The sequence below is a fragment of the Shewanella sp. 10N.286.52.E4 genome (assembly GCF_041468785.1).
Taxonomy (GTDB): Bacteria; Pseudomonadota; Gammaproteobacteria; order Enterobacterales; family Shewanellaceae; genus Shewanella; species Shewanella electrodiphila.
In genome coordinates, this window is record NZ_JBFRJJ010000057.1 from 1 (window position 1) to 4739 (window position 4739).

At 38.7% G+C, this 4739-nt stretch carries 3 protein-coding genes, 3 tRNA genes and 1 rRNA gene; 1 reads left to right on the plus strand and 6 read right to left on the minus strand.

Going from position 1 to position 4739, the window contains the following annotated elements; all coding sequences use genetic code 11:
* Window positions 1–216: 216 nt before the first annotated feature.
* From AB4153_RS20545 to AB4153_RS20555, 3 genes are all read right to left on the minus strand, one after another.
* Window positions 217–290 (minus strand) — tRNA-Gly (locus AB4153_RS20545).
* A gap of 36 nt (window positions 291–326) precedes the next feature.
* Window positions 327–411 (minus strand) — tRNA-Tyr (locus AB4153_RS20550).
* A gap of 7 nt (window positions 412–418) precedes the next feature.
* Window positions 419–494: transfer RNA gene (locus tag AB4153_RS20555), tRNA-Thr, on the minus strand.
* A 221-nt stretch (window positions 495–715) separates the two neighbouring features.
* Between AB4153_RS20555 and coaA the strand changes: the two genes are divergently transcribed.
* Window positions 716–1666, plus strand: coding sequence for a type I pantothenate kinase (gene coaA / locus AB4153_RS20560; RefSeq protein ID WP_229372187.1), 951 nt, complete (start codon window positions 716–718; stop codon window positions 1664–1666).
* Between the two features lie 20 nt (window positions 1667–1686).
* On the opposite strand, the gene birA is transcribed toward coaA, so the two are convergent.
* The 3 genes from birA to rrf form a co-directional block, all read right to left on the minus strand.
* Window positions 1687–2649 carry a bifunctional biotin--[acetyl-CoA-carboxylase] ligase/biotin operon repressor BirA gene (birA, locus tag AB4153_RS20565; RefSeq protein ID WP_371998520.1) on the minus strand — a complete coding sequence of 321 codons (963 nt, stop codon included), beginning with the start codon at window positions 2647–2649 and terminating at the stop codon, window positions 1687–1689.
* Complete coding sequence (gene murB / locus AB4153_RS20570) at window positions 2649–3662, minus strand: UDP-N-acetylmuramate dehydrogenase (RefSeq protein ID WP_371998521.1); 1014 nt, start codon at window positions 3660–3662, stop codon at window positions 2649–2651. Before murB ends, birA begins: the two co-directional genes overlap by 1 nt.
* Window positions 3663–4405: 743 nt before the next feature.
* Window positions 4406–4521 (minus strand): 5S ribosomal RNA (gene rrf, locus AB4153_RS20575).
* Between the last annotated feature and the right edge of the window lie 218 nt (window positions 4522–4739).

The window sequence follows — 4739 nt, forward strand, 5'->3', positions numbered from 1 at the left end:
TTCAAATTTTTCTTTAGCCATGATATTGCCTCAATCCAGAGTCTTGGTGATGAAAACACATATAGAAAAAGTCCGATGCATAGAATGACATCGAATTAATTAGTTTAGTTTTGGTGATTAAGTTTAGCATAAGACAGGACGTGCTGATTTAAAGGATTTGATTGACTTAATAGTTCATTTAAACGAACTACTAAGCAATCAAGTCGTTCAGCAATTTGGAGCGGATGGCGGGAATCGAACCCGCGTTATCAGCTTGGAAGGCTGGAGTAATACCATTATACGACATCCGCGCAACCTGAATAAGGCTACCTAACTACCTTTAAAAATGGTGGAGGGAGAAGGATTCGAACCTTCGAAGGCTGAGCCGTCAGATTTACAGTCTGATCCCTTTGGCCACTCGGGAACCCCTCCAGAAAAATGGTGCCGGCACCAAGAGTCGAACTCGGGACCTACTGATTACAAGTCAGTTGCTCTACCAACTGAGCTATGCCGGCTAATCATTTCGGAAACGGATATTAGGTAAATGTTGGCGTAAGTGCAATAGGAAATGCATAAAAAAGCTAAAAAAAGTTTCAAATGGCGCTTTTTTGGGCTTTATTTGATTGAGCAGGATAAAAATAAAGCGATTTAGTCAACCGACGATAAGTAAGATGACTTTAGCTATTGTTCAAAATAATTTGGTGGTGTACTGTGCCTGACCTAAGGAAAGGAAGATATGACAGCGACCAATACATTACATCAAACACTTTATTTTTCATTTCTTCGCCAACAGTGGTCAGAATTACGTAATTCTGTACCTTTAACACTTAGCGAAGATGAACTAGCCAATCTACGTGGTATGAATGAACAGCTGTCATTAGATGAAGTCACTGACATTTATCTTCCCTTAAGCCGTTTATTAAATCTCATTATTGATTCAAAGCAGCAAAGCAGTGTGGTGCTTGATCAATTTTTAAATCACAAACCCACTAAAACACCTTACATCATTAGTATTTCTGGTAGTGTTGCTGTTGGTAAAAGTACCACTGCTCGAATTCTTCAGACATTATTACAACGTTGGCCTGAGCACCCTAAAGTTGAACTAGTCACCACTGATGGCTTCTTATACCCCTTGGCAGAACTCACCCATAATAACCTGCTAAAGCGAAAAGGCTTTCCAGAGAGTTATGACATGAAAATGCTGATCGATTTTATTTCTGCAGTAAAAGCAGGTGAGCCCAATGTCAGTGCGCCCCTTTATTCTCATGTGACTTATGACAGACTCACTGATGAAGTACAGAACATTAATCAACCTGACATTCTTATTATCGAAGGGTTAAATGTACTTCAAACCGCGCTAGATCCTAGCCCTGAAAGTAAAAGTAGCTTCTTATCCGATTATGTCGATTTCTCTATTTATGTCGATGCTGAAGAATCATTATTAAAAGAATGGTACCAACAACGCTTTTTAAAGTTCAGACAAGGCGCATTTAGCGATCCAAAGTCTTTCTTTCATCACTATTCACAACTTTCAGATGATGAAGCCAACGCTACCGCTGCCAACATTTGGGATACGATCAATGGTCCCAATTTGCAAACAAACATAAAACCGAGCCGCGAGCGTGCGAACTTAATTCTAAAAAAAGCGGCCAACCATCTGGTTGACCGAGTTTTATTGCGTAAATAGTTGCTAGAAATTTATTCAGTTTACTCACTTCCGCGTAAACTGATCTCTCCACCTATATATGACGTTATTACTCCATTGTGCTCTAGTAGCACTGCACCTTGTTTATCAATGCCCTTACATGTTCCTGTGACATTATTTGGTGCCATTAATAGATTAATCTGTTTGTCATAAAACAAATCATACTCTTGCCACTGTGATATAAAAGGTTCCATACCTTCAGCTTCAAACTGCATGAGATCAATTTTAAGTTGTTTATGAATAGCCGTTAACAGCTCAGTTTTGTCAGGCATTGAATTCAAAGAGGTTAAATCACTCCATGGTTGGTCAATCTGCTCGGCATGTTGTTCTGACATGCTCATATTGATACCAAAGCCTATTACCAAATTACACTCATCGATTGAATGACCTGATAGCTCAATTAATATCCCTGCTAACTTCTTATTATCTCGGTAAATGTCATTCGGCCATTTAACGCCTAAACCATCGACTCCAAACGCCTTTAAGGAAGTCACAATTGAACAAGCAACAACAAGACTAAGCCCCATGGCTGCATTCATGCCTTGGTTAAGTCTCCAAAACAAAGATGCGTAAACATGTTGACCATATGGTGAAACCCATTGTCTGCCTCTTCTACCTCGACCCGCTGACTGATATTCAGCAATACAAATATCACCATTTTTTAGTTCATCAGCATGTTGAAGCATAAAAGCATTAGTACTTTCTATTTCATGAAAATAAAAGCAACGATTTTCGATGTTGTTTACAAGTTTACTTTTATCAAAAATAGGTAATTGGTTAGCTAATTTATATCCCTTACCTTTTACACTGAAGATATCGACACCATAGGTTTCTAATTGTGCAATATGATTGTTAACTGCAGTACGAGATAATCCCACTTGCTGTGCAATTAGTTCACCAGAGATAAATTCAGTATGATCTAACAGTCCAATAATCTGCGCTTTCTTGTCCCAATGCTCATTCATTACAAATTTACCTCGCCAGTTGCACCAATAATCCTTGGCTCAGGATCCAATTGAATTCCAAATTTAGCTAACACAATATCCATTATGTAATGTGCAAGCTGACAAATATCTTCTCCGACTGCGTCATCCAAGTTTACTAACACTAAGGCCTGTTTATCATGCACTGCCGCTCGACCTTTATTGACCCCTTTAAGGCCTGCTTCATCAATTAACCAACCAGCCGCAATTTTAATTTGGCCATCAGCTTGGGCATAACCAACCAAATCAGAATAGGTCTTAAGTAGCTCAATATATTGAGAGGCTTCTATTATTGGGTTCTTAAAGAAACTGCCTACATTACCAAGCACTGCTGGGTCAGGTAACTTGCTCTTTCGAATATCACATACAGTGTCATATACTTGTTTTGGTGTGACTGTTTCTAAATTAAAGTGCTGCAGTGGGCCATATTCTATATTTGCCTGCCATACCTTTGGTAATCTAAACTGAACTTCAGTAATGGCAATTTGATTCTTTAATTCATTTTTAAAAATTGAATCACGATATCCGAAATGACACTCTGAATTAGTTAATGTATTGCTTTCTAAGCTAGCTAAATTCAAGTAACTGACTTTCTGACAATACTTGTCAATCTCAACCCCATAGGCACCAATATTTTGAATAGGTGCAGCACCAACAGTGCCAGGTATCAGTGCTAAGTTCTCCAAGCCATGAAAACCATTATCTAAACAATAGCCAACAAACTCATGCCAACTTTCGCCCGCCTGTACAGAGATATAAAAAGCTTCAGCATCTTCACTAACTTCAATGCCCTTTGTCGCCACTTTAATCACTACGCCTTGGTAATCACTAGTAAAAACAACATTACTCCCTCCACCTAAAATCAATGTAGGTAGTGAAGCATTCGCTGCTTTAATAAGTTGTTGTTTAAGTTCTATAACAGACGTTACTTCAAAAAATTGAAGGCAGCCCTGCTCTAAAGCTAATGTATTAAATGGTTTTAAGCTGACAGGCATATTTAGATATTTTGGAAAATGATAGTTCATTGTACCTTGGTGAATTTAATAACACTATCAGGCAAATAAATTAGGTATTTGAGACGGTAGAAATTAACGGATTACTTATGCAGTAGTTCGCCTTGAGCTCTCACTCAAAGATATCCGATTCAATCTAACTCGTTGCATCTAACTTTACACTTGAGTTTTATAATCATATAACCCAGCTACAATAAAGCCCATTACGTGAGTAACGGGCTATCTGCTCTCAATTAAGAGGCACTAATTTTAAAGATATGGGGCGCTTGGCGATCAACTATTTTTTACTATCCTTGTAAGGGTACATGGGCATTTCGACCACACTATCTGTTTCCATTAGCGGCTAGATAGTTCGCTCAAATTTTAGACACAAAAAGGCCCGCTACGTCAGTAACGGGCTATCTGCTTTCAAATAAGAGGCACTAATTTTAAAGATATGGGACGCTTGGCGATTATCTACTGTTACATGGGCATATCGTCCACACTATCTGTTTCCATAAGCGGCTAAATAGTTCGCTCAAATTCCAGACCCAAAAAAATCGCTACGTCAGTAACGGGCTATCTGTTCTCATTTAAGAGAAATTAGACGCTTGGCAATGACCTATTTTTACATGGGCATATCACTCGCACTATCAACTGTTGATGTGTCTAAACCCGCGGTTGAACTTTTTTTAGGCAAAGAAAAAGCCCTAACACATTGTGTTAGGGCTTTATCAGTATTAGGCGCTTGGCAATGACCTACTTTCACATGGGGAGACCCCACACTATCATCGGCGCGATTGCGTTTCACTACTGAGTTCGGGATGGGATCAGGTGGTACCACAATGCTATTGTCACCAAGCAAATTTGGTCGTTAACCGCATAAGCGATTAACTAAATTCGGAAAGCTGTTTGTTTCTTTGAGTCTTACTTTATTAAGTGCTCTATATTCTTTACTAAGTCTTACCTTTCACAGTAAGTAATAAATCTAGTTACCATCAACTCAGATATGCCTACATGGATGTAGGTAATGCCAAGAAATGATTGGACTCATTTCTGGTAAAACTTATCTGGGTTGTA